Raw genomic sequence first — 23,782 nt, forward strand, 5'->3', positions numbered from 1 at the left:
GCGATCCGGTCCCTCGGGTCCGAGGGATCAGCGCCCACGAAGGTACGCCTGCGCCGCCCCGCCGTCCGGTATGTCCGCCGTGACCTACCTCACGTTGGCCGGCCACCAGGCGCGCACCGTGCCGAGCTTCCGCAGGGCCACGGGACGCCCGCCGCCGAACCCGCCGCCGCCGAACCCGCCGCCGATGTGCGCCGTGCTGGCGCGCCGGCGGGACCGGACGAGGTGCGGGTCGAGCAGGATCCCGCCGAGCATCATGCCGCCGGTGATCGGTCCGTTGGCGTCGGCACTCTCGTCGGACTCCGCCGCGGCCGCGGCGGCCACGACGGCGTCGGCGTCTGCGCGGGCGAGCCGTGCGGCCTCCAGCACGAGGAGGCTCGCCCGCTGGGCCTCGCCCAGGGCCGCCGTGGGGTCCGTGGGCTGGAGCGCGCGGGCGCCGTCCGCCAGGCGCACCGCCTCCGCGAGGCGCGTGCGGGCCGTCGCGCCGATGGCGCCGCGCCGGGTGGCCACGAAGACGGCCGTCTGCCGCAGCTGCTCGTCGACCCGGCCGAGGGTGTCGCGCAGCAGTGCGGACGCCCGGGCCTTCACCTCGGTGGTGTCGCGGGTGGGCGCCAGCGCGGCGTCGAGCGACGCCTCCGCCGCGGCGATGCGCTGCAGCCCGGCGAGCGGGTCGCCGCCGGCGCGCGTCACCGCCACGTGCTTGAGCGAGGCCTGGGCCGCGGTGCGCGCGAGGGTGACCCGGAAGTCGCCCTCGACCGACCGGGCCGAGGCCACGTCCTGGGTGAGGGACGCGACGGCCTTGTCCAGGCGGCTGGCGGCCTCCTCCAGGTGGGTGGCGGTGGCGTCCACGGCGTCGAGCAGCACGACCGCCTGGCCGAGCGCGTTCTGCGCGCCCCGGGCGTGCGAGACGGCCACGGCCTTCTGGCCGCCCTCCAGTGCCGAGCGCCCGGCCGCCACCGCCTCCTGGGCGTTGGTGAGCAGCAGCTCGGCCTGCTCCGGGTTGCCGGAGACGAGGGCCAGGGCCTCGGTCGGGTACGTCTCCGCGAGCTCGTCCAGCGTGGCACGCGCCCGCTCCACCCGGCCGGCGACCTCCGGCGCCCGGTCGACGACGTCGGCGAGCAGCTCGGGTGCCCGCTGCTGCAGCCGGCGCAGGTCGTCGAACGCACGGGTGCGCGCGTCGAGGGTGTCGGCCGCGCCCTCGCACAGCCCCAGGACGCGCACCAGGTGGGCGCGCCGCTCCGGGTCCTGTGCCGCGGTGTCCTGCTCGCCGGCGCCGTTCTCGTCGGCGGTGTCGAGCGCCTGCCGGATCGCGAACGCCTGCCGCACGTCGGCGGTGGCGCGGGCGAGGATCAGCTCGAAGTCGCGCGTGGCGTCCGCGCCGAGCTCCGCCCGCGCGAGGCCGAGCTCCTGCTCGCAGGTCTTCAGCGCGTCGTCGATACCGACCAGGGCGGCTGCCGCGCGCTCGTCCAGCTCGGTGAGCGACAGGTGCGCGAGCTCGTCCGGCGTCGGCCCGGCGGCCGGCGGGGTGCGGCGGGCGAGCCCGGCCAGGCGCGGGCGGAGCCGGGGCGCGACGAACCGCCAGGAGACGTACCCCAGCGCGGCGAGCACCAGCACGCCCGCCACGACGAGACCGGCGACCAGCAGCGGGCTGGTCGTCGTGGTGCCGGTCGCCCGGACCGCGTCGGCGGCGTCCGTCGCGGCGGCGGACCAGCGCTCGTCCTCGACCGCGGCACCCGCGGCGTCCTCGATGCGGCCGAGCTGCGCGTCCGTGAGGGCCACGTTGCTGTCCGCCGACAGCCCGAACTGCCGGTCGGCGGTGGCCACGGCCAGCAGCAGGTCGTCGGTGCCGAACCCGGACTGGTTCGCGCTCGCGTTGGCCCAGTCCTCGGGCTGCGTGCCGTCGAAGCTCTCGATGTAGACGACGAACATGCGCAGGTCCGACTCGTCGGCGAGCCGGGCGAGCGCGGACCGGACCTCGTCGCGCTCGGCGTCGTCCAGCGCGCCCGCACCGTCCGTCACCGGGTCCGTGAGGGTGATCGGCGGCGAGGCCGGCAGCACGTCCGACATCATCTCCGCCTGCATGGCCGCCGTGAGACTCGGCGAGACGGACGGGCGCGGCTCGGCCGGCTCCCTGACGGTCGCGCTCGCGGCCTGGGAGGTGGCCGTCAGCGCGAGGCCGGCCAGACCCGCGAACGCCACGAGAGCCCATCCCCGGGACACCCGGGGAGCGGCCTCGTGCGAAGGCTCGTGTCTTGCTGGGGACTCGATCACGTCCCTGATCGTCACCCCGGGTTCAAGACATCGCAATCGGAGGACGCCGTGTTGCGCATATGCAATGAATCCCCAGGTAAACGCACTTGATGAAGGGGTTTTTCACGGCGTCGGAGCGGTCAGGTCCTCGGCGTCGACGATGCGGTACGCGTAGCCCTGCTCGGCCAGGAACCGCTGCCGGTGGGCGGCGAAGTCCTGGTCCACCGTGTCGCGTGCGACGACGGCGTAGAAGTGGGCGGTGCGCCCGTCCGCCTTGGGCCGCATGATGCGTCCGAGGCGCTGCGCCTCCTCCTGCCGCGACCCGAACGAACCCGACACCTGGATCGCCACGGAGGCCTCCGGCAGGTCCACCGAGTAGTTGGCGACCTTGCTCACCACGAGCCGCGAGATCTCGCCCTCGCGGAACGCGCCGAAGAGGCGCTGCCGCTCCTTGGTGGTGGTCGCCCCGGTGATGATCGGCGCGCCGAGGTGCTCGGCCAGCTCCTCGAGCTGGTCGATGTACTGCCCGATGACGAGCACCTGGTCGTCCGGGTGCTGCGCGACGATCTGCTCCACGACCTTCTTCTTGCCCGACGCCGACGCCGCGAGCCGGTACTTGTCCTCCATCTCGGCCGTCGCGTACGTCATGCGCTCGGACTCCGGCAGCGTGAGGCGCACCTCGACGCAGTCGGCCGGCGCGATGTAGCCCTGCGCCTCGATGTCCTTCCACGGCGCGTCGAACCGCTTGGGGCCGATCAGGCTGAACACCTCGTCCTCGCGGCCGTCCTCGCGCACCAGCGTGGCGGTGAGGCCGAGCCGGCGGCGCGCCTGCAGGTCCGCCGTCATGCGGAAGACGGGCGCGGGCAGCAGGTGCACCTCGTCGTACAGGATGAGGCCCCAGTCGCGGGCGTCCAGCAGCTCGAGGTGCGTGTAGACGCCCTTCCGCTTGGTGGTCAGCACCTGGTAGGTCGCGATGGTGACCGGCTTGATCTCCTTCTTGGTGCCGGAGTACTCGCCGATCTCGTCCTCGGTCAGCGTGGTGCGCCGCACGAGCTCGTCGCGCCACTGGCGCGCGCTCACCGTGTTCGTCACCAGGATCAGCGTCGTCGTGCCCGACTTCGCCATGGCGCCCGCGCCCACGATCGTCTTGCCCGCGCCGCAGGGCAGCACCACGACGCCGGACCCGCCGTGCCAGAACCCGTCCACGGCCTGCGCCTGGTAGGGCCGCATCTCCCACGCGGCGGCCTGCTCGTGCGGGGTGCGCGGCTTGGTGACGGGGCTCAGGTCGATGGCGTGCTTCTCGCCGTCCACGTACCCCGCGAGGTCCTCGGCGGGCCAGCCGAGCTTGACCAGCACCTGCTTGAGGTGGCCGCGCTCGGACGGGTGCACCACGACCGTCGACTCGTCCAGACGCTCGCCCACGAGCCCCGCGGTGCGCTTCGACTTGAGCACCTCGGCGAGCACGGCCCGGTCGGTGGTGCGCAGCACCAGGCCGTGCGCCGGGTCCTGCACGAGCTGCAGCCGGCCGTACCGGGCCATCGTCTCGGCGACGTCGACCAGCAGCGCGTGCGGCACCGGGTAGCGGCTGTACTCGATGAGCGTGTTCACCACCTGCTCGGCGTCGTGCCCCGCCGCGCGCGCGTTCCACAGGCCCAGCGCCGTCAGGCGGTAGGTGTGCACGTGCTCGGGCGCGCGCTCCAGCTCGGCGAACGGCGCGATGGAGCGCCGCGCCTGCTCGGCGCTCGGGTGGTCGACCTCCAGCAGCAGGGTCTTGTCGCTCTGGACGATCAGCGGGCCGTCGGGCATGAAGCCTCCCTCGGTGGTGCAGCGGTGGTGCAGCGGTCGTGCCGGGCTAGGGCGTGGATGACGTCGGCAGGACCGACGCGATGCGGTGGACGGCGATGGTGAGCTCGGCCTCCCGGTCGGGGTCGAGGGCTCGCAGCCGGCCGCCGTCGAGGTTCAGGGGTCGCAGCTCGCGGCGCTCCAGCCGGCCGGTGTGCCCGGCCATCTCGACGATCACCGTGGAGCCGTCGCGGAGCGCGTCGCGCAGGAGTGCCAACCCGTCGGCGGGGTGTTGTGTTCCCGGGTCGTCGTCCTCGGGACCGGCGGGCTGCCGTACGGCGCCGTTCCCCGGTGCCGGCGCCCCGTTCCGTGGTGCGCGTGCGCCGGGCGGGCCGGCTACCGCACCGCCGGACACGGGCGCGCCGGGACCGTGCTCGCCCGGGTGGGCGACGGCTCCGGTCACCGACCGGGCCACGGCCGCCGCCTCGGCGCGCGCCCGGGCACCCGACCGGGCGGCCTCCTCGACGGCGCGCAGCTCGGCGACGAGGGCCTCGGGGTCGGGAGCCCGCGTGGCGACGTCGGAGCCCGTGCCCATCCGGATGGCCGCCGCGGAGCGTGGCGCGGGCATCGCGCGGCCCGTCACGCCGCGGCGGGCCACGAGCACCCGGCCGTCCGGCCCCTCCAGGGCCGACACCAGGCCGCGCTCCCGCAGCGCCTCGTGCAGGGCGGCCGCGGGGACGGACGCCGCGAGCACCGTCGGTGCGAGCCGCACCAGGCCCAGGCCGGCCAGCGTCGGGTCGTGCTCCAGGCCGGCCAGCACCGTCGCGTCGGCCGCCCGCAGGTACGACGACGCCGAGCCCACGCGCACGGCGCCGTGCCGCCGGGCGGTGTCGCGCACCAGGTAGTCCAGCGGCTGCGGCACCGGCACGGGCGACCGGCGGGCCAGCTCGTCCAGCAGCTCGTCGGCCGTGCCGCCCTGGTCGAGCGCCCGGGTGACGGAGGCCGGGCTGAACCGGACGGTCGTCGCGGCACCCCGCGACTCGACGTCCGCCGCGCGCTCCAGGAGCCGGGCGAGCTGCCGGGACGGGCGGCCCGGGACGATGCCGGTCAGGTCACCCTGCAGCAGGATCTCGTCCACCTCGTGCGGCAGCACCGCCCGCAGCGCGTCCGCGGCGCCGTCCGTGACCGGCGCGCCGTCCGGGATCGGGCCGTCCGGGGGCGTGCCGAGCGAGGCCGGGCCGGTTGCGCCGTCGGTCCGTGCGTCCGGCGCGTGGGGGCGCAGGAGCGCGCGGCCCGGGGTGGACAGCGCGCCCGCACCCGTCACGCCCAGCCACTCCGCCTCCGCGAGCAGCCCCTCGACCGCGCTCGACGGCGGTACCGAGCGGGGCGTGTGCCAGGTCAGCACCTCGACGACCGCCTCAGGGGTGGGGGCGAGCACCGTGCCCTCCGCCGGGACCGGTGCCGCGAGGGCGTCCGGCCCGGCTGTGCCCGGGGTGGCGCCGTCCGGCCCGGCCAGCACGCCCAGCACGCCGTTGCGCAGGCGGGGCACCCACGGCCGCTGCAGGTCGGGCGACAGCGGCGCGCGCAGGGCGCCCTTGTCGTCGCGCGAGCCGACCAGCCACGGCGCGCGGCGCGAGGACAACCAGGCCTCGGCCAGCCGCGCCCAGCGACCGGCGTCGTCCAGGTCGTCCCAGTCCGCGACGGTCGGCACGTACGACGGCGGCGCCTCGCCGTCGTCCCGGACCAGGCCCGCCAGGGCCGCCACCTCGACCACGAACGCCGCGGCGCGCTCGTCCGACTCCAGCTCCGCGGCGACCCGGCGCAGGTCGCGCACGCCCAGGCCACCCGCACGGAGCACCGACGGCGGGTTCTCGTCCCAGGACCGGCGCAGCAGGCGCACCCGGCGGACGAGCTCCAGCGCGGCGCTCGCGGCCTCGGCGTCGGCCGTGGCGAGGGGTACCTCGCGCCCCGCGGGCGCAGGAGGCACGGCGCGGGGCGCGCGGTGGGTGCGTCCGTCCCGGAGGGCGAGCCCGACCAGGCGCGGCAGCACCACGTGGCGTGCGTCCGACCGGACCAGGAGGTGCTCCGTGACGAGCCAGTTCACCGCGTCGCGGGGTCGGGTTCCCGCCGCGGGCACGAGGCCGACGGGCGGGCCCCACGCGAGCGCGTCCAGGACCGTCCGGGTGCCCGGGGGCGCCGACGCGAGGAGGGCGTCGAGCGCCGCGCCGGGCGCCGCCGGCTGCGGGGTGGTGCCGAGGGCCCGGCCGACCGCCGTCGCCAGCCCGTCCGGGGCGGGGGAGAGGTGGGGGCCCAGTCCGGCCGGGTTGGGCCCGAGCAGCTCGTCGAGCCCGGGCACCGTACGCAGGTCGAGGGGCCCGGCCGGCCGGTCGTCGCCCGCGGTCGCCGCAGGCCCCGCGTCCCACAGGAGCGCCTGGTCGACCGCCCGCCGGACGGCGCGTTCCACGGCGGGCTCGTCCGCCGCCGACCCGCCCAGTGCCCGGGTGACCACGTCGGTGGTGAGCGGGCCGGGCAGCGGCGGGTCGGTGACGGGCGGGTCGTCCGGCGCGGGACGGTCCGTCGTGGCGCGGGGCTCGGACGCCCCGACGAGCGGTTCGAGGGCGAGCACCGCCTCCAGGACCTGCAACGTCAGCGCGTCCGTACGGGCGAGGGCACGTTCGAGCGACGTCCTGCTGGAGGCCCGGGCCGCGAGCGAGCGCAGGGTGGAGGGGGACGGTGTGGCGAGGTCGGGACGGGCGCGCAGGAGCGCGGCGAGCGCGGTGTCCGAGCGCTGCCGGAGGTCGTCGGCGAAGTGCCGTGTGGCCGCCGCCGGCGCTGCGGGGAGCGAGGAGGCCATCCTCACGATGCTACGCGGGTTTCCTGGGGCCCCGTCCGGTCGTACCACGTCCCGGCCGCCGTCAGACCTGCGCGGTGCGGCGGCAGACCTCCTCCCAGGGGGTCGGCGTGATGCCGAAGCGGGCGCGGGCCGCGGTGTCGTCCAGCACGTACGGCCGCTCCCACTGGTAGATGATCTCGCGCATCTCCCGCATGAAGGGCACGGCGAGCGCGGACGCGGCGAGAGCTGCGCCGCGCAGCGAGGAGATCCTGACCGGTGGCCGGCCGGCCGTGGCGAGCACGTCCGTCAAGGCCTGGGCCTGGGTCACGGGGGCGTTGCTCGGCACGTGCCAGACGCGTCCGTGGGCGCCCGGGTCCTCGGCGGCGGCGACCAGGGTGCGAGCGGCGTCCGCCACGTCGGTGAAGGTGTGGGGCAGGTCGGTGCGGCCCATCATCAGGACCCGGCGGCCCTGCAGCGCGGTGGGCACCAGGCGGGAGATGTGCCCGTTGCCGCCGACGCCGCGGCCCATGTAGTCGGAGCCGCGGATCTCCACGGCCCGGATGCGCCCGGCGTCGTGGGCTGCCTTGGCCTGCGCCCACATCCGGGCGCGGAGGCGGCCCTTGTGGTCCGTCGCGGCGTCGGGCAGGGCCTCGGAGATCGGGCCGTCGACGGGGCCGTAGGGGTAGAGCGTGCCCGTGATGGCGTAGACGGCGCCGGAGCGTTCCGCTGCCGACAGCAGGGACGCGGCCAGCGGGGGCCACACCCGCTCCCACTGGGTGTAGTCGGCCGGGTTGGCGCAGTTGTAGAGGTGGTCGGTGCCCTCGGCGGCGCGGGCCAGGGCGTCGGCGTCGGAGGCGTCGAGGGCGAGGTGCTCCACGCCGTCGATCCCGGTGCTGCGACCCGAGCGGCTCACGACGGTGACGTGCGAGCCGCGCTCCGCGAGCAGGGCGGCGACGTGGCGGCCGATGGGGCCGGCGCCCACGACGAGGTGACGGTCGGACATGATCAATGCTCCAATCCGAGAGCGATGCTCTCTGTGTGCCGTCAGCGTGGCACGTCCCCCTGCCTCTTGGCAAGAGCAGTGCTCTCGGTTGTGTGCAGTGATCTTTCATGCGAGGCTGGGGCGCATGAGTCCCGCCCGTTCCGCCCGCGCCCTGGCCCGCGAGACCATCACCCGCGAGATCCTCGACGCCGCCCGGGCGCGGTTGTCCACGGACGGGGCCGCCGCCCTGTCGCTGCGCGCGGTGGCCCGGGACGTCGAGATGGTGTCCTCGGCTGTGTACCGCTACTTCCCCAGCCGGGACGCCCTGCTCACGGCGCTGCTCATCGAGGCCTACGGCGAGCTGGGCGCCGCCGCCGAGGCGGCCGACGCCGGCGTCGCGGACCGCACCGACACCCGCGCGCGCTGGCTGGCCACCTTCCGGGCCGTGCGTGCGTGGTGCGTGGCGCACCCGGGGGAGTTCGGGCTGCTCTACGGCACCCCGGTGCCGGGCTACGCCGCCCCGCGTGACACCGTGGACCCGGCCACGCGCGTGGTGCGGGTGCTCGTCCGGATCGTCGGGGACGCGTTCGCCGCGGGCGCACGTCCCCCGGTGGTGCCGGCGACGGCGCCGGACCCCGCGACGATGGCGCCCGCCCTGGCGTTCATCGCCGAGCACGGGCTGATGAGCAAGGCCGCCCTGGCGGACGACGTGCTGCCCGAGACCGTCCGCCGCGCCGTCCTGGCCTGGACCACGCTGTTCGGCATGATCTCGTTCGAACTGTTCGGCCACCAGGTCGGCTCCGTCGCCGACTCGGCGGCCTGGCTCGACGAGGTGGCGCTCCGGCTCGCGGCGGACCTGGGGATCGAGGCCTGAGGCGGCGCGCCCCGGGGTCGTCCGGGGCACTGTGCCGCGCTGTGCGGATGAGCCGTGCGGGTGAGTGGCGCCGAATGCATGCGACGCGGTACGCCCGCGCCCGGTAACCTTGTGCTTCGGCCAGAGGTGGCGCGCTCAGTCGCAGCAGCCCTGACCGCTGTCAGCGGATTCGCGGACAGCATCGACAAGCACAGAAGAAGGTCGCAGTGCCTACCGGCAAGGTCAAGTGGTTCGACACCGACAAAGGGTTCGGTTTCATCGCCAGCGAGGACGGGGGCGAGGTGTTCCTGCACGCCTCCGCCCTGCCCCAGGGCGTCGTGCCCAAGCCCGGCGCGCGCGTGGACTTCGGGGTGGCCGACGGCCGCCGGGGTCCGCAGGCGCTCGCCGTCAAGGTGCTCGACGCCGCGCCGTCGGTCGCGAAGGCCAAGCGGAAGGACGCCGAGGACATGGCAGTGATCGTCGGCGACCTCACGCAGATGCTGGACCGCGTGGCAAATGACCTGCGCAAGGGGCGTTATCCGAAGAACACGGAGACGCTTGCCAAGATGCTGCGCAAGGTCGCAGACGACTTCGACGCCTGAAACCCACGAGGTCCCGAGGAACATGGTCACCATCGCGCCCGCCGCACGCACGTCCACCCGGCGGGTCACCGCACGCTCCAGCCGCGACGCGGTGCTGAACGGCGCCGTCGAGATCGCGCGCGCCGCCGCCCAGGAGGTGGCCGAGCGACCGGACGACGTCGGGGAGCACCTCGGCACCGTCTTCGAGGACGAGCGGGTGGCGTCGCACCGCTTCGCCGCGACCATGCGGGGCTACCGCGGCTGGCACTGGACGGTCACGGTGACGCGCGTGCCGCGCGGCCGGACCGCCACGATCAGCGAGGTCGAGCTGCTGCCGGGCGACGAGGCGATCCTCGCCCCGGCCTGGCTGCCCTGGTCCGAGCGGCTCCGTCCGGGTGACGTGGGCCCGGGCGACGTGCTGCCCTTCAAGGCCGACGACCCGCGGCTCGAGCCCGGGTACACGCCCACGGGTGACCCCGAGGTGGACGAGGTGGCGATCGACGAGCTCGCGCTCGCCCGCGCCCGCGTGCTGTCCCCGCAGGGCCGGGCCGAGGCGGCCGAGCGCTGGTACCGCGGGTCGCGCGGCCCCACCACCGCGGGTGCCGTCGCCGCGGCCGCGGAGTGCATGACGTGTGCGTTCCTCATCCCGCTGTCCGGCTCGATGGGCCAGCTCTTCGGGGTCTGCGCCAACGAGTGGTCGCCCGACGACGGCAAGGTGGTCTCCCTCGACCACGGCTGCGGGGCGCACTCGGAGACCGACGTCGAGGAGCACCCGACCGACTGGCCGGCCCCGGCGCCGCTGATCGACGAGAACGAGGTGGAGCCGGTGGCCGTCGCGGACGCGGGTGGCACCGAGAGCGGCGGCCCGGACGCCGACGGCGCCGGCGCTGCCGCCGGCCGCGAGGACGCACCGGGCGAGTGACCCACGACCCCTTCGGCACCGGCGCGCTGCGGCGCGCGGTGACCGAGGCGTGGCTCGCCTCCCCGACGCGGTTCCGCGAGGACGCGAACGCCGAGGAGGACCACGCGCGCGGGTACTACCGCGACCGGGTGGTGGTGGAGCTCGCGCAGAACGCGGCCGACGCGGCGGCACGTGCGGGGGTCCCGGGGCGGCTGGTGCTGCGGCTGGAAGCCGTCGGGGCCGCTGACGGGCCTGGTGACGGGGGTTCGGGTTCGGGCTTCGTCGCCGGCTCGGACGGCGCCGGTACGGACGGCGGCGACCCGGGCGGCGGCGGCTCGGGCTGGCGGCTCGTCGCGGCGAACACCGGTGCACCGCTCGACGCCGCCGGGGTCGCGTCGCTGGTGTCCCTCCGGGCCTCCGCGAAGGTCCCGCTCGGCACGAGCCCGGGCGGCGCCGCGCAGGTCGGGGCCGGTACCGTCTGGAGCGGCCCGGCGCAGGGCCCGCCCGGCAGCGGCTCGGGCGGCGCCGGGCGAGCGGCCGGCGGCGACGCCGGGCGAGCGGCCGGCGTCGATGCCTGGCCGGCCGGCGGCTCCGGGACCGGCGGGGCGATGCGCGCCGTCGGTCGGTTCGGAGTGGGGTTCGCGGCGGTCCGGTCGGTGTCGGACGAGGTGCTGGTCCGCTCGCGCGACGGCGGCGTGCGGTTCTCGCTCGCCGCGACCCGTGCGGAGCTGGCCCTGGACCCTGACGCCGGCGAGGATCACGCCGAGGTCGATCCTTTGTCTCGAGATCGGTCCATCGATGGGCCGATCTCGAGACAAAGGGCCGACCTCGCGTCGGCGGCGGGGGAGCAGGAGAGCGCCCGGTTGCTGGGTGACGCGCGGGCGCGGGGGGACGCGCTGCCCGTGCTGCGGCTTCCGTTCCCTGCTCCCGGCACCACGGCCGGCGAACCGGACACCGTGGTCGAGCTCGTGCTGCGTGACGCCGCCGCCGTGGCCGCCGTCCGCGACCAGCTCGCCGCGCTCGACGATGCCCTCCTGCTCGCCCTCCCCGCGCTCGCCGAGGTGGTGATCGAGGACGACTTCGCAGGTCAGCCGGGTTCTGAACTGCGCGACGTCCCGCCGTCGGCGACTGCGCGCGTGCTGCGCGACGTCTCCTCGAGGTGGCGCGTCCAGCGCGCCTCGGGGGCGCTCGACCCGGACGGCACGCTGCCGACCGAGGAGCGCCGCTCGGACTGGTCGGTGCTCTGGGCGCTGCCGACCACGGCGGAGGGCGCGCGCGTGAGCGCCTTCCTGCACGCCCCGACGCCCACCGACGTGCCGCTCACGTTCCCCGCCCTGCTCATCGCGTCGTTCCCGGTCGACCCGGGGCGCCGGGGAGTGCTGCCCGGGCCCACCACGGACCGGGTGGCCGCCGAGGCCGGCCGGGCGTACGCCGCGTTCCTGGGCGGGCTCGCGGCGGAGCGCGACGTCCTCGGCCTGGTGCCGACCGGTCTCCCGGCCGGCGAGGTCGACGCCGCGGTGCGCGCCGCGGCCGAGGCCGCCCTGCGGACCACCCCGCTGCTGCGCCTGCCGGGGCCCGGCGACGCGCCGGGAGAGGATCCGTCCCGGTCCGGGCACGCCGCTCCGGGAGAGGACCCGTCCTGGTCCGGGCACGCCGCTCCGGAGGGCACCCTGGCGCATCCCCGTGTGCCGGACGAGGAGCACGTCCTGCGCGTGCCGCCGCAGGACGCCGCCTACCTCGCCGGCCCGCTCGGGGAGGACCCGGCGTTCGCCCGTGTGCTCTCCGGCGGCTCGCCGGCCGCCCTCGTCACCGTCCCGGTGCGGCACCAGGCACTGGCACGGTCGCTCGGCGCGCACCGTGCCGACCTCGCCGAGCTGGTCGAGGCGCTGCCGCCCGAGCCCGGGGTCGTCCGCGACGCCCTCGACGCCCTCGCGGCGCACACCGGCGACCCCGCGGTGCTCGAGGCCGTCGCAGGCCTCCCGGTGCCGCTCGCCGACGGGCGCACCAGCCGGGGCGCCCGGGGCACCGTGCTCCTCGACGCCCCGCACCTCGCTCAGGTCGCGCGTGACCTGGGCGTCCGGGTGGTGCACCCGGACGCCGCCCACCCGTTGCTGGAACGGGTCGGTGCCGCGCGCACCTCGGCGCGTGGTCTCCTGGCCGACGCCGCGGTCCGGTCCGCGGCCCTCGCCGCCGCCGAGGAGATCCTGGAGGACGGTGACGCCGACCAGGTCGGCCGCGTCCTGTCCGCGCCGTCCGCGGAGGATGCGGCGGCGTCGCCGTCCGGAGCCGCGCAGACGGTGCGGGCCGTGCTGGAGCTGGTCGCGCTCGCGGTCACCGAGGACGACGTGCCGGGCCCGGGCGGGCACGGCGGCGGCCGCCTCGGTGCGGGTTCGGCCCCGGAGCCGGACGGGCTGCCCTTCTGGCTGGGTGAGCTCCCGGTGGTGGCGGACGGCGACGTCGTGCCGCTGCGGGAGTCCGCGCTGCCGGGCACCTGGGCCGCCCGGAACCTGGACGTCGCCGTGGTGGACGAGCACGTCGTCGAGCGCTGGGGGCCCGGGCCGCTGGCCGCCGCGGGTGCCCGTGCCGGCCTGGCGCCGTACCGGGTCGCCGACGTGCTGACGACCGAGGACACCGCCGACCACGGCCCCGACGACCCGGCCGGCTGGCTCTCCGCGTGGGACGAATACGTCGAGCATCTCGCGGACGAGCTGGGCCCCGGGGCCTGGGTGGGCGACGTCGAGGCGGTCCCGGACCTGGACGTGCTGCGCGAGGCGCCCGAGGGCGACCGGGGCCGGACCGGGCCCGGCGACGAGACCGGCGTCGAGGATCCCCTCACCGCGGCGCTCGGCCGCATCGCGGCGGACAGCGCGCTGCGCCGCGCGCTGCTGACGCCCGTGCGCTCGCCGGACGCCCCCGGGCGGGAGGCGGTGTCGTACACCGCGTGGTTCCTGCGCCGTGTGCTCGGCGCGCCGTTCGCGATCGGTGACACGCCCCTGCTGGCGCCCGCGCCGCCCGCGACCGCCGGGCTCGACGACGGCGTCCTGGTCGCGCTGGGTGGCCTGCACAACCTGGCTGACCTGCCCGGACGTGACTGGGCGACGGTCCTGGACCGTCTGCCGGAACCGGTGGGCGACGAGCGGGTGCGGCTGCCGGCCGCCGTCGCGCGTGCCGTGTGGGCCGGCCTGGCCGCGCTGGCCCGCACCGGCGACGCGGGCTCCGTGACCCCGGCGCGGCTCCCCGCGCTCGGGCCCGGCGGGGTCACCGTGGAGGCCACCGAGGACCTCGCCGTCGCCGCCTCGCCCCGGTGGGCCCAGCTCGGCCCGGTGGTCCCCGCGCCGGCCGACGTCGCCGAGGACCTCGCCGACCTGCTCGACCTGCCCTACGAGGACGACCCCGCCGTGGTGCCCGACGACGCCGGGGAGCGCGTGGACCTGGACCCGCGTGTCCGCGCCCTGGTGCCGGGTGCCCCGGCCACCTGGCGTCGCCACGAGCCGCTCACCGTCGAGGGCACGCACGTCGCATGGTGGGTCTCCACGGCGGACGACGGCTCCGGCGTGCCGCACGCCGGTTCGGTCGAGGGCCTCGCGCGGGCGCTGGCCGAGCTGACCGGGGCCGATGCGCTCCTCCTGGAGGCGGCGCTGCGCGACCCGGACCGGGCGGAGCTCCTGGACGCGGAGCGTGCCTGGCCCTGACCGGCCGTCCGGGAGTGCGACCGGGTCAGCGGTGCCGGCGCGCCCAGAGGAGCCCGAGCCCGCCGAGCGCCATCCCGGTGCCGCAGATCGCGACGGCCTCCATGCTGCCCCGCCCGGTGAGAGCCAGGACGAGCATCACCACGAGCCCGATCACGAACATGCCGATGCCCGCGCCGAGGACCCGGAAGAGATCGGCGCGCGGAGCCGGAGGGCTCGGCCGGCGCTGCTCCGGGTGAGCCAGCAGAGAGCGGATCGTTGGCACCTTGCCAGTGTACGGACAAGGACTCGTCAAGCCCGGCGACGACGGGGGTGCGCCAGGGGTGAAACCGGGGTGTGCCCGGTCACGCCCGCAACGCGGCCACCACGGACGTCAGGGCGTCGACGATCTGGTCGTAGCTGCGCCGGTACGTGGCGCCGGACCGTCGGTAGGGGTCCACGACGTCGTCGTCGTGGCGGCGGCCCGCGTGGCGGGGCCGCTCCTGGAGGGCGGCGGGCAGCAGGGCGGCGAGCCGGGCGGCGTCGTCCTCGCCGGTGACGGCACCCGGTGCCAGCGTGCTCGACAAGCGGCCCAGCTCGGTGACGGTGACCGTGCGGCGCACGGCGGACGGGACCGACTCGACCACCCGGGCACGGTGCGCGGTGGTCAGGGCGAGCACCAGGTCCGCCTGCTCGACGAGCGCGGGCACGAGCTGCCGGGCCGCGAACCCGGTGGGCGGGAGCCCGTCTGCCGTCAGCAGCTCGGCCATCGGTTCGGCGACCGGCTGGCCCACCAGCGCGCGGGTGCCCGCGCTGGCGACGGTGACCGACGGGTCGAGGGCGTGGCGCAGCAGCGTCTCCACCGCCGGGGACCGGCAGATGTTGCCCGTGCAGACCGCGAGCACGCTGAACGCCATCGCACATGCCTTTCTTCGGGACCGTGGTATGTCGCGGCTATTCTATCCGCGCATTGCATGACCTTGACCAGCATTTCTATGCGGCATCATGGAAATGCTCGCCGACAATCATCGGTCAATGCAAACTGGTGAATTCCGGCGCGCTCCTCCGGCGGGTCGCGGGTAACGTAACGCGCACTAAGCCGTCAGGAGGTCCGGTGACACATCCTGGATGGGGCGACAAGTGGGCGGACGTGCCGGTGTCCCCGCCCGCCACGGCCCCCGCAGAGAACACGCGGAACCCGAGATCCAGGGAGGGTTCTGAAAGCAGCCGCCTCGGCGAGAAAAAGGGTGAGGGTGCAAAGGTGCTGCCGTTGCGCAGGCCCGGCCCGCCGCGGCCGCCACGGCCTGGCACCGGGCGGGCCGGCACCCTCGTGGCGGAGCGTCCGGCACCGCCCCGATGGGAGAAGCCGTCGTTGCCCCGGCGGGAGTTCTGGACCCGCCGCCGTCGCCGGAACCTGAGGGTCGTGCTGCTCTGCGTGGGCGGGTTGCTCGCGGTGCTCGCGCTGGTCCTCGCGTGGGTCGTCGTCGACGCCGTGCGCGCCCGCGCGGCGCTCGGCCAGGCGGCGCAGGGCGTCGCCACGTTGCAGGCCGACGCCGTCGCCGGGCGCATCGACCGGCTCGACGCCGGCGTCGCCGACCTGCAGCGGCACACCGCCGAGGCGCGGGACGCGACCGACGGCCCGCACTGGTCGCTGGTGAGCAGGCTCCCGGTCGCGGGGCCGACGGTGGAGGCCGTCGCGACGATGGCAGCGGTGGCCGACGGTCTCGCCCGTGGACCGCTGCCGCGGCTCGCCGACGTGGTCGAGCTGGCCGACCCCGCGACGTTCGCCCCGCACGACGGCCGGATCGACCTCGACCCCCTGGTGGCGGCCGCGCCCGCGGTGGCCCAGGCGGACCAGGCCGTGGGCTACGCGCAGCAGCGCGTGGCGCGCATCGACCGGTCGCCGGTCCTGCCGCAGGTGTCCACCGCCGTCGCCGACCTGCACCGGCAGCTCGGCGACCTGCGGATGTCGACGGCGACGGCGGCGCGCGCCGCGCAGCTCATCCCGCCGATGCTGGGCGCCGACGGCCCGCGTGACTACCTCGTTCTCGTGCAGAACAGCGCCGAGCCCCGGGCGCTGGGTGGCATCGTCGGCACGGTGCTGGTCCTGCACGCCGACCAGGGCCGGATCGAGCTCACCCGGCAGATGCCCGCCGACGAGGTGGGCCCCTTCCCGACACCGGCGGCCGAGCTGACCGAGGACGAGCAGGCGGTGTTCGGCGACAAGGTCGGGCGCTGGATGCAGAACGTGACCGCCACCCCGGACTTTCCCCGCGCCGCCCAGATCGCGCGGGCCATGTGGGCCCGGGAGACCGGGCAGACGGTGGACGGCGTGCTCGCGACGGACCCCGCCGCGCTGGCCCGGCTGCTGGCGGCCGACGGCCCGCTGGAGGTGGGACCGGCGGGCGGGCTCCAGGGTGCCGACCTGGTGAGCTACCTGATCAACGGCGTCTACCTCACCGAGACGCCGCAGGGCGCGGACCAGATCTTCGCGGACGTCGCCCGGACCGCGTTCGGGTCGCTGTCGTCCGGCGCTGCCGGGTCGGCCGGCATGGTGGAGGCGCTGACGGTCGCCGCCCGCGAGGGGCGGCTGCTCGTGTGGTCGGCGGACCGGACCGAGGCCGACCTCCTGTCGGGCACCGTGCTCGACGGCGGGCTGCGCGGCGTGAACGGCGCGCGCCCCGTGGTCGGGGTCTTCACGCACGGACTGCAGATGGCGAAGATCGGCTACTACCTCGACACCGCGGTGGACGTGGCCGAGCGGGAGACGCGGCCCGACGGCTCCCGCCGGCTGGACGTCACGGTGACGTACACCTCCCGGGTGAAGGCGGCCGACGCGGCGCGCCTGCCCGCGTACGTGGTGGGTGACGACGAGCGCGAACCGGGGCTGATCCGCCTGCGTTCCGTGGTCTACGCGCCTGCTGGAGGGACGGTCGTCGAGGCGTCCGAAAACTCCGAGAAAATCGGTCTTTCTCCGCAGAAGCACGATCAATTGTCCAGAGTATTCGATGACATAGAACTTCACCCTGGCGAGACAGCATCTGTCACCTATGCCATTATCTCTGGGAAGCGCCAGGACGGAGGCGTCATTCTTCGCACGACACCGGGCCCCAGGCCCGTCAAGGTGTCGTTCGAGAAATAGCCTTTCCTGGTTGATCCGCTCCTCATTCGGGGCAGGCGTGTGACCGCGCTGGATATGCCGGGCACGCAGACCGGTGCCGCGGCACCTATCACGTGCAGCAGTCAGTCACTATCCAGGGGACAGAGCAATGCTTCGACGCTTTATCAGCGCCATTGCGATCGCTACGGCGGCCGTGCTGGCACCCGCCGGGGCCGCCCATGCGGACCAGGCGGACACCGACTACAGCGAATTCCCGTGCGTCATCACGTTCGACAGCCAGACGGTCACGGTCGGGGATCCTTTCGGTTTCACGATCGACTGCGCCGACATGGCGTCCGCGACCGTCACCGTCCAGATCTCCTTCGCGGGCCAGGCTGCCGGGAACGGCACGGACGTCGACGTGGCCGGTGCCGACTCGGCCCAGTTCACCCTCGACGAGAACGGCACGGTCAGCGACTCGGCGACCGTCTCCGCACCGGGCGACTACACGGTGCAGGTGCTCGACGAGGACGGCGGGCCGCTGTCCGAGACCTACACGATCACCGCCGTCACGGCGGGTTCCGCGGCGGCGGGCGGGGGTGGTACCGACGAGGACGTGGTCCTGGCCTCGACCGGGGCCACCAGCCTGCCGTACCTCGCCATCGCCGGCGGCCTCCTGCTCGCGGGCGTGGCCGCGCTGGTCGTGTCCCGCGTGCGGGCCGCTCGGCAGCACTGATCCACGCCGGGCCGGCCGTGCGCCGCACCTCACCGTGGAGCTGAGGTGCGGCGCACGGCCGTCCGCAGCGCCCCGGCCTCGTCGCCCTTGTCCTGGAGCGTGCCGTGACCATCGGTAACCATCCGAACGCCGCCGACGTCGACCGCGAGGCGGCCGAGCTCGCGACCGACCTCACGAGCGAGCTGGACCGTGCGGCCGCCCGGCACGTGGCCTCGATGACCGCACCGGCCCCGCGCCGTGGCCCGGCCGCCCCGTGGCAGGACGTCCTCAACCGTCGGGCCCTCTTCGTCGACCTCGCTGCCGTGGTCGCCGCCGTCGCCCTCGGTTACGTGCTCCGCTTCGACCGCCAGGTGGAGGTCGACCTCTTCGAGCCCCGCGGCGGCCAGTACGTGCTCATCTCGGTCGCGCTGGCGGAGGCCTGGGTGATCGCGATCGGGCTCGCGGGAGCGCGCAGCCCACGCATCCTGGGCTCGGGCCGTGAGGAGTACGTGCGGCTCGCGCGCGGCACGCTCGCGCTCTTCGGCCTCGCCGCGATCGTCTGCTACCTCGTGAAGTTCGACCTCGCCCGCTCGTACGTCGCGGTGACGCTGCCGGTCGGCATCCTGCTCCTCGCCGTGGGACGGCGCGTCCTGGCGGCGCGCCTGCACGCCGACCGGGCGCACGGCAGGTTCCAGCGCCGCACGCTCGTGGTCGGGGCGCGGGACGCCGTGCTCGACCTGTGCCGCCGCGTCGAGCGCGCGCACGAGGCGGGGTTCCAGGTCGTGGGCGTCTGCCTGCCGGGCGGGCCGAGCGTCCCGTCCCCGGTCGCCGGCGTCCCCGTGCTCGGCCGGGTGGAGGACGCCGCGGAGGCCGCGCGCGCGGCTGACGTCGACGTCGTCGCGGTGACGGCGTCCGACAGTGCCACGCCCATGACGCTCAAGCGGCTCGCCTGGGACCTGGAGGCCACGGGTGCCGAGCTCGTCGTGGTCCCTGCGCTCGCCGACGTGGCGAGCCCGCGGCTGCTCATCACGCCGGTCGACGGCGTACCGGTGGTCCAGGTGTCGCCGCCCGGGTACACGGGCCTCCAGCACGCGGTGAAGCGGGTCTTCGACGTGGTCGTGGCCGCCCTGATCGGGCTCGTCGTGGTGGTCCCGATGCTGGTCCTCGCGCTCTGCGTGCGGCTGACCAGCCCCGGTCCCGCCCTGTTCCGGCAGCAGCGGATCGGCCTGAACGGCCGCCCGTTCACGCTCTACAAGCTGCGCTCCATGCGGCAGGACGCCGAGGCCGCGCTCGCCGAGGTGCTCGACGGCGACGTCGGCGTGTTCTACAAGCCGAAGGACGACCCGCGCGTGACACCGCTCGGCCGGTTCCTGCGCAAGTACTCGCTCGACGAGTTCCCCCAGCTCCTCAACGTCCTCCGCGGCGACATGAGCCTCGTCGGGCCTCGCCCGCAGGTGGCCCTGGAGGTGGCGCAGTACGACGACGCGCTGCGCCGGCGCCTGTTCGTCAAGCCCGGGCTGACCGGCCTGTGGCAGGTGAGCGGCCGCAACGACCTGTCGATCGACCAGGGCGCGCGCCTCGACCTCTACTACGTGGAGAACTGGAGCCTGCTCGGCGACATCGGCATCATGCTGCGCACGGCCCGCGAGGTCTTCGCGCCGAGCGGGGCGTACTGATGGTCCAGATGCGGTTCTCCTCCCGTGCCGGGACCATGAGGCCTGTGAACAGGGGCAACGGTGCGGACCACGGAGCCGGCCCCATGCCGGACGCCGCCCCCGTCACCCGCGGGCTCGTGCGTGTGCTCCATGTGCTGCCCGCCCCGGACGGCAGCACGCAGTACGTGGACCACATGATCGGCGGTGCCCCGCCGGAGGTCCGGATCCTGACGTTCACCTGGCTCCGCGCGATCTTCGGTGCCTACGACGTGCTGCACGTGCACTGGCCGGAGTTCCTCGTGCGGCAGCGCACCGTACCCGGCCGGATCGTCAAGCTCGTGCTCGCCTGGACGCTCCTGCTGCGGCTGGAGCTGACGGAGACGCCGGTCGTGCGCACCGCCCACAACCTCGCCCCGCACGAGTCGGGCGACCGGCTGGAGCGGGCGTTCCTGGCCGCGCTCGACCGTCGCACGGAGCTGTGGATCCGCCTCAACCCGACCACGCCGCTGCCGCTCGGCGTGCGGACCGCGACCATCCCGCACGGGCACTACCGGTCGGTCTTCCCACCCGACCCCGCCACCGTGGCGGAGCCCGGGCGGCTCCTCCAGTTCGGCCTGGTCCGGCGGTACAAGGGCATCGAACGCCTGCTGGACGTGTTCGGGTCGATCGACGACCCGGGCCTGCGGCTGACGGTCGCCGGGCGGCCGGAGGACGCCGGCCTCGCCGAGCACATCGCCGCGGTGGCCGCCGCGGACCCCCGGGTGGAGACCCGCCTGGAGTTCGTGCCCGACGACGTCCTTGCCCGCGAGGTACGGCGCGCCGAGCTCGTGGTGCTGCCCTACCTGCAGATGCACAACTCCGGCGCCGCGCTGCTGGCCCTCTCCCTGGACCGCCCCGTGCTGGTACCGCGCAGCGAGGCCACCGACGCCCTCGCGCGTGAGGTCGGTGAGGGCTGGGTGATCATGTTCGACGGCACCCTCCAGCGCGGCGACCTGCTCCGGGCGCTCGCGGCCGCGCGGCTCGTCCGGGAGCGCGGCACGCGCCCCCACCTCGCGGACCGCGACTGGGAGCTGGTCGGCATCCGGCACGCCGAGGCGTACCGCCGGATCGTGCGCGCCGTCGGACGGCGAGCGTGACCGGTACGTCCACGGCCCCCGACCGGACGCCGCTCGGCCGGCAGGCGGCCCGCGGGGGTGCCGTGACCCTGGGCGGGCAGCTCCTCAAGGTCGGGGTCCAGGCGGTGTCGATCGTCGTGCTCGCGCGCCTGCTGGCCCCGGAGGCGTTCGGCTACCTCGCGATGGTGCTCGCCCTGGTCGGTGTCGCGGAGACCGTGCGGGACTTCGGCCTGGCCAACGCCGCGATCCAGGCACGGACCCTGTCCGACGCCGAGCGGGACAACCTGTTCTGGCTCAACACCCTGATCGGCGCCGTCCTCACCGGTGCGGGCATCGCCTGCGCGCCGCTCGTCGCCGCCTTCTACGGGCAGCCCGAGCTCGCGGACGTCACGCGCTGGGTGTCCCTGAGCTTCCTGCTGAACAGCCTGGCCACCCAGCACCGCGCCGGCCTCGTGCGCGGGATGCGGCTGGGCGCCGCCGCCGTCGCCGACGTTGCCGGTCCGGTCGCGGGGCTCGCCGTCGCGATCGTCGTCGCCGTCGCGGGCGGTGACTACTGGGCACTGGTGGCCCAGCAGCTCGTGGCCGCGTTCGTGATGTCGGCCGGCGTGATCGTCGCCGGGCGCTGGCTGCCCCGGTGGCCGCGGCGGGACGTCTCCGTGCGCCCCTTCGTGCGGTACGGGTCCAACCTGCTCGGGGCACAGCTCCTGGGCTACGCGACCCGCAACATCGACACCGCGATCCTCGGCGTCCGCTTCGGGGCGGGCGTCGCCGGCCTCTACAGCCGCGTGTACCAGCTCATGGCGCTGCCGATCCGGCAGGCCACCTGGCCCGCCAACCGCGTGGCGCTCCCCGTGCTCTCCCGCGTGCGCGACGACGCCGCGCGCTACCGCGAGTTCCTCCTGTTCGGCCAGACCGTCCTGCTGCACACGATCGTCCCGGCGCTGGCGCTCGCGGCGGCGCTGGCGGGACCCGTGGTCGACGTGGTGCTCGGCGAACGCTGGTCGCAGGCCGCGCCCGCCTTCGCGATCCTGGCGGTCGGCGGCGTGTTCGAGGCGGCCGGGTTCGCCCCCGGCTGGGTGTTCCAGTCGTCGGGCCGCACGGGTTCGCTGCTGCGGTTCACGCTGGTGACCCGGCCGGTGGTGCTGCTCGCGATCGGCGGCGGCAGCCTCCTCGGCATGACGGGGGCCGCGCTGGGCTACGCGGTGTCGACCGCCGTCGTCTGGCCGCTGGGGTTGTGGTGGGTCGGCCGGGTGACCGACGCGCCGGCGGGCGCCCTGTTCCGGAACGGGGTCCGGGCCTTCGCGGGGCACGGTCTGGCCGCGGCGGCGGCGGGACTCGTCGTGAGCCTGCTGCCCGGCCCGGGCCCGTGGCTCGCGATCGCCGTCGGCCTGCTGGTGTGGGCCGCTGCGCTCGCTGTGCAGGCGCTGCTCTGGCGCCGTCTGCGGGCCGACCTGGCCGTGCTGAGGCATGCCGCGCGTCTGCTGTCGCGGCGTGGTGGGAGTCCGTCCGTGGAGAAGGAGAGCGCGTGAACCCACGAACCAGGGTGACCCTCGTCTGGTTGGAGGGCGCCGCAGAGTCGGCTGCCGCGGGCGTGCACCTCGACGGCACGCTCCGCCGGCTCGCGGCGCTCGGGATCGAGCCCCAACGGGTCGTGGCCCGGCGGGACCGGTCCGGGGGGCGGGTCAGCCGTCTCGCCCGGCTGCTGCTGGACTCGGTGCGTCAGCCGCGGCGCGGCGTCGTCGTGGTGCGGTGGCACCCGTTCGCGCTGCCCGCCCTGGTCGCCGCCAGGCTGCGCGGCGGTGCCTGCGTCGTCAGCGCCCAGGGGGTGCTGGCCGAGGTCGAGGCCGTGCACCCGTGGATCGGACGCTCCCGGGTCGCCCGGTGGATCGCGCTGCGGCCGCTGGCCCTCGCGGACCGGGTCGTGGCGCCGTCGGCCGGCATCGCGCGCTGGGTGGTCGAGGTGACCGGCCGGCCCGCCCACGAGGTGACCGTCCTGGAGAACGGGGCCGACGTCGCGCTGTTCGCCGCCGGACGGCGAGCACCCGTGTGGCCGCCCTACGCCGTCTTCGTCGGCAACCTCGCGCCCTGGCAGGGCATCCGGGAGCTCGTCGACGCCGTGCGCCGGCCGGACTGGCCGAGCGGGCTGCGGCTGGTCGTGGTCGGCGACGGAGCCGAACGGGACGCCGTGCTGGCGGCTCGGGACGACGGCGTCGAGTGGCGGGGCGTGCTCGACCGCGCCGCCGTCGCGCGCGTGCTGGGCGGTGCCACGCTCGCCTTCGCGACCCGGGGCGCCGTCGCGGCGAGCGCCCGGGGCACCTCGCCGTTCAAGGTGGTCGAGGCCGCGGCCGCGGGCCTGCCCGTGGTGGCGACGGACGTGCCGGGACAGGCCGAGGTGGTCCACGACCTGGGCAACGGCCTGGTCGTTCCGCCGGGCGACGCTGCCGCCCTCGCCGGCGCGGCGGCCCGGCTCATGGCGGACGAGGACCTGCGGGACCGGCTGCGCGCCCGCGCCGTGGAGCGCGTGGCCGCCTACGACTGGACAGCGGGCAGCGAGCGGCTCGGCGCGGCGATCGACGCGGCGGCACGCGCTGCCGGCCGGGTGCGCTGGAGCCTGCGCGCACCGGTGAGCCCGGCGGAGGACCGGCTGGTGGTGCGGCGATGACCAACGACACGGCCCGGGACACGGCCACAGGTGCGGGCGCTGGCGCAGGAGCTGGCGCTGGCACTGGCACTGGCGCTGGCGCTGGCGCAAGGAGCAGAGCCGGCGCGACGGCGCCTCCGGGCCTGTTCGCCGACCTCGCGGCGAACCGCACCAGCGACGACCCGCGTCGCCCGGGTACCGCCGGCGTGCTGCCCACGCTGCTCACCCTGCGGTTCGCCGCGGCCTTCCTGTACCGGGCGTCGGCGCGCGCGGGGCACGTGGTGCCCGTGCTGGGTTCGGTGCTCAAGCAGCTCAACCACCTCGTCACCGGGGCGGACATCGCCTGGTCGGCGCGGATCGGTCCCGGCCTCGTCCTGTGGCACCCCACGGGCGTGGTGATCGGTTCCGGCGTGGTGATCGGCCGTGACGCCCGCGTGCAGCAGGGCATCACGCTCGGCGCGGCACGTTCCCGTTCCGGGGAGGACGGCGACCCGGTGCTGGGCGACGACGTCTACGTCGGCGCCGGAGCCCGTGTGCTCGGCCCGGTCCGGGTCGGGGACAGGGCACGGATCGGGGCCAACGCCGTGGTGCTCGCGGACGTCCCGGACGACGCGTCCGCGGTCGGTGTCCCGGCCCGGATCATTCCGTGACACCGGTGCTCTGGTGCCTCCCGGGTGCCGGCGTGACGCACGGCCGGTGCTGAGGACCG

The 23,782-nt window shown here is 75.7% G+C and carries 17 protein-coding genes; 11 read left to right on the plus strand and 6 right to left on the minus strand.

Features of this window, described 5'->3' with window-relative positions; genetic code table 11:
- Nucleotides 1-84: 84 nt before the first annotated feature.
- The 4 genes from ACO229_RS24245 to ACO229_RS24260 form a co-directional block, all read right to left on the minus strand.
- Nucleotides 85-2,196 carry a TPM domain-containing protein gene (locus tag ACO229_RS24245; protein ID WP_423463024.1) on the minus strand — a complete coding sequence of 704 codons (2,112 nt, stop codon included), beginning with the start codon at nucleotides 2,194-2,196 and terminating at the stop codon, nucleotides 85-87.
- Nucleotides 2,197-2,370: 174 nt separating this feature from the next.
- Entirely contained in the window at nucleotides 2,371-4,053 is a 1,683-nt protein-coding gene (locus ACO229_RS24250) for a DNA repair helicase XPB (RefSeq protein WP_397413386.1), read from the minus strand.
- A 46-nt stretch (nucleotides 4,054-4,099) separates the two neighbouring features.
- Nucleotides 4,100-6,883 carry a helicase-associated domain-containing protein gene (locus ACO229_RS24255; protein ID WP_423463025.1) on the minus strand — a complete coding sequence of 928 codons (2,784 nt, stop codon included), beginning with the start codon at nucleotides 6,881-6,883 and terminating at the stop codon, nucleotides 4,100-4,102.
- 61 nt (nucleotides 6,884-6,944) lie between these two features.
- Nucleotides 6,945-7,865 (minus strand): NAD-dependent epimerase/dehydratase family protein, encoded by a 921-nt coding sequence (locus ACO229_RS24260; protein WP_397413388.1) that lies wholly within the window; start codon nucleotides 7,863-7,865, stop codon nucleotides 6,945-6,947.
- 124 nt (nucleotides 7,866-7,989) lie between these two features.
- On the opposite strand from ACO229_RS24260, the gene ACO229_RS24265 reads away from it, so the two are divergent.
- The 4 genes from ACO229_RS24265 to ACO229_RS24280 all read left to right on the plus strand — a co-directional run bounded on the left by ACO229_RS24265 (nucleotide 7,990) and on the right by ACO229_RS24280 (nucleotide 13,871).
- A complete protein-coding gene (locus ACO229_RS24265; RefSeq protein ID WP_397413389.1) occupies nucleotides 7,990-8,718 on the plus strand; it encodes a TetR/AcrR family transcriptional regulator in 729 nt (242 codons plus the stop codon).
- Between the two features lie 206 nt (nucleotides 8,719-8,924).
- The gene (locus ACO229_RS24270) at nucleotides 8,925-9,299 is read left to right on the plus strand and encodes a cold-shock protein (RefSeq protein WP_397413390.1); all 375 of its coding nucleotides are present in this window, start codon (nucleotides 8,925-8,927) and stop codon (nucleotides 9,297-9,299) included.
- 22 nt (nucleotides 9,300-9,321) lie between these two features.
- A complete protein-coding gene (locus ACO229_RS24275) occupies nucleotides 9,322-10,200 on the plus strand; it encodes a DUF3027 domain-containing protein (RefSeq protein ID WP_423463026.1) in 879 nt (292 codons plus the stop codon).
- Nucleotides 10,197-13,871: an ATP-binding protein gene (locus ACO229_RS24280; protein WP_423463027.1), complete on the plus strand. Its 3,675-nt coding sequence runs from the start codon at nucleotides 10,197-10,199 to the stop codon at nucleotides 13,869-13,871. The genes ACO229_RS24275 and ACO229_RS24280 overlap by 4 nt, the downstream gene beginning before the upstream one ends.
- Before the next feature lie 25 nt (nucleotides 13,872-13,896).
- Here ACO229_RS24280 and ACO229_RS24285 read toward each other — a convergent pair whose 3' ends face one another.
- Together ACO229_RS24285 and ACO229_RS24290 are read right to left on the minus strand one after the other, a co-directional pair.
- Nucleotides 13,897-14,133, minus strand: a complete 237-nt coding sequence (locus tag ACO229_RS24285) for a DUF2530 domain-containing protein (RefSeq protein ID WP_423463028.1) — start codon at nucleotides 14,131-14,133, stop codon at nucleotides 13,897-13,899.
- Between the two features lie 79 nt (nucleotides 14,134-14,212).
- Nucleotides 14,213-14,764 (minus strand): low molecular weight phosphatase family protein, encoded by a 552-nt coding sequence (locus ACO229_RS24290; RefSeq protein WP_423463029.1) that lies wholly within the window; start codon nucleotides 14,762-14,764, stop codon nucleotides 14,213-14,215.
- Nucleotides 14,765-15,219: 455 nt separating this feature from the next.
- On the opposite strand from ACO229_RS24290, the gene ACO229_RS24295 reads away from it, so the two are divergent.
- The 7 genes from ACO229_RS24295 to ACO229_RS24325 all read left to right on the plus strand — a co-directional run bounded on the left by ACO229_RS24295 (nucleotide 15,220) and on the right by ACO229_RS24325 (nucleotide 23,723).
- Nucleotides 15,220-16,989: a DUF4012 domain-containing protein gene (locus ACO229_RS24295; RefSeq protein WP_397413397.1), complete on the plus strand. Its 1,770-nt coding sequence runs from the start codon at nucleotides 15,220-15,222 to the stop codon at nucleotides 16,987-16,989.
- 127 nt (nucleotides 16,990-17,116) lie between these two features.
- A complete protein-coding gene (locus tag ACO229_RS24300) occupies nucleotides 17,117-17,683 on the plus strand; it encodes an LPXTG cell wall anchor domain-containing protein (RefSeq protein ID WP_397413399.1) in 567 nt (188 codons plus the stop codon).
- Between the two features lie 104 nt (nucleotides 17,684-17,787).
- Complete coding sequence (locus tag ACO229_RS24305) at nucleotides 17,788-19,338, plus strand: sugar transferase (protein WP_423463030.1); 1,551 nt, start codon at nucleotides 17,788-17,790, stop codon at nucleotides 19,336-19,338.
- A gap of 44 nt (nucleotides 19,339-19,382) precedes the next feature.
- Nucleotides 19,383-20,453, plus strand: a complete 1,071-nt coding sequence (locus tag ACO229_RS24310) for a glycosyltransferase (RefSeq protein ID WP_423463031.1) — start codon at nucleotides 19,383-19,385, stop codon at nucleotides 20,451-20,453.
- Nucleotides 20,450-21,961 (plus strand): lipopolysaccharide biosynthesis protein, encoded by a 1,512-nt coding sequence (locus ACO229_RS24315; protein ID WP_397413403.1) that lies wholly within the window; start codon nucleotides 20,450-20,452, stop codon nucleotides 21,959-21,961. Before ACO229_RS24310 ends, ACO229_RS24315 begins: the two co-directional genes overlap by 4 nt.
- Nucleotides 21,958-23,094, plus strand: a complete 1,137-nt coding sequence (locus ACO229_RS24320) for a glycosyltransferase family 4 protein (protein WP_423463032.1) — start codon at nucleotides 21,958-21,960, stop codon at nucleotides 23,092-23,094. Before ACO229_RS24315 ends, ACO229_RS24320 begins: the two co-directional genes overlap by 4 nt.
- Before the next feature lie 185 nt (nucleotides 23,095-23,279).
- Nucleotides 23,280-23,723 carry a serine O-acetyltransferase gene (locus tag ACO229_RS24325; RefSeq protein WP_423463033.1) on the plus strand — a complete coding sequence of 148 codons (444 nt, stop codon included), beginning with the start codon at nucleotides 23,280-23,282 and terminating at the stop codon, nucleotides 23,721-23,723.
- The last annotated feature ends 59 nt before the right edge of the window (nucleotides 23,724-23,782 follow it).

Origin of the sequence: Promicromonospora sp. MS192, assembly GCF_049532985.1 — a bacterium.
Taxonomy (GTDB): domain Bacteria; phylum Actinomycetota; class Actinomycetes; order Actinomycetales; family Cellulomonadaceae; genus Promicromonospora.